Origin of the sequence: Streptomyces sp. DI166, from assembly GCF_900091315.1 — a bacterium.
GTDB lineage: Bacteria > Actinomycetota > Actinomycetes > Streptomycetales > Streptomycetaceae > Streptomyces > Streptomyces fuscus.
On the sequence record NZ_FLSP01000235.1, the window covers coordinates 1 to 1,475 of the forward strand.

1 protein-coding gene is annotated in these 1,475 nt (G+C 70.2%); it reads left to right on the forward strand.

All coding sequences use genetic code 11. The features are described 5' to 3' along the window. Nucleotides 1-42 precede the first annotated feature (42 nt). The gene (locus tag GA0115233_RS40010) at nt 43-1,281 is read left to right on the forward strand and encodes an IS4 family transposase (protein ID WP_093725706.1); all 1,239 of its coding nucleotides are present in this window, start codon (nt 43-45) and stop codon (nt 1,279-1,281) included. Nucleotides 1,282-1,475 lie beyond the last annotated feature (194 nt).

Below are 1,475 nucleotides of genomic sequence, written 5' to 3' on the forward strand. Positions count from 1 at the left end.
CAATACCGGTGACTTTGGTGTTTTCGGGTCGTTGGGTGTGGTGTGCCAAGACCCGGACAGGTGAAGTCGCCGGCAGGTGAGCGGTTGTCGGATCGCATTGCGCTTGGGGTGCTGACCCGGGCGTTTCCGCCGGAGTTGGTGGACGAGGTGATCGCGGAGTGCGGCCGGGCCGAGCAGCGTCACCGGCTGCTGCCGGCCCGGGTGGTGGTCTATTTCGTGCTGGCGATGTGCCTGTTCTCCGGGCAGGGATATGAGGAGGTCGCGCGGCTTCTCACTCACGGGCTGGAGCGGATGGGCCGGTGGAGGGGGACGTGGCGGGTGCCGACCACCGCGGCGATCGGCCGGGCCCGGTTGCGGCTGGGCCCGGAGCCGCTCAAGGCCCTGTTCACCAGGGTGTGCCGTCCGGTGGCGACCGAGGAGACGAGGGGATCGTGGTACCGGGGCTGGCGACTGGTCGCGGTGGACGGCACCACCTTCGACCTGCCCGATACCGAGGCCAACGCCGCCTTCTTCGGGCGTCCCGGTGTCAGCCGCGGGCAGGAGAAGAGCGCCTACCCGCAGGCGAGGGTGGCCGCGCTGGTCGAGTGCGGCACCCACGCGGTCTTCGCGGCCGAGGCCGGGCCACTGGCCGTCCATGAAACCGAACTGGCCCAGCGCCTGTTCAGCTCACTGACGCCGGGCATGCTGCTGTTGGCCGACCGGGGCTTTCGCGGCTTCGACCTGTGGCGGGCCGCCGCCGCGACCGGCGCCGACCTGCTGTGGCGGGTCAAGAACGACGCCGTCCTGCCGGTGCGAACTCTGCTGGAGGACGGCTCCTACCTCTCTGAGATCGTCGCCGCGAGGGACAAGAACCGCCGCGCGGACCCGATCAGGGTCCGCGTCATCGAGTACACCCTCGGCCGCGACGGCAGCGGCACGGCCTACCGGCTGATCACCACCATCCACGACCCGAAGGCCGCGTCGGCCGTGTCGCTGGCCGCGCTGTATGCCCAGCGGTGGGAGATCGAGAGCACGCTGGACGAGATCAAGACCCACCAGGGCGGGCCCCGCCTCGTCCTGCGCTCCCAGCACCCCCGCGGGGTGGAGCAGGAGATCTTCGCCTTCCTGCTGGTGCATCACGCTCTGCGGGACCTGATGCATCAAGCCGCCCGGCAATCGGACCAGGACCCCGACCGGATCTCCTTCACCCGCACCCTGCGCATCATCCGCCGCCATGTCACCGACCAGGCGGCGTTTTCCCCCCTCGCGAATGGCCCGGGCCCTGGTCACGGCCCTGCGTGAGATCCGCGAACGCCCCCTACCCCCGCGCCGCCTGCGCTCCAGCCCGCGCGTCATCAAGCGCAAGATGTCCAACTGGAAACTCAAACGCGCCGAGCACCACAGTCCGCCCCGGCCGGACGCCCCCCGCGTGACCCTGGTCGGGCCCACCAAGCCCAGGCCGACCCGCCGGAAAACAACCTAAATCACCGGTATTG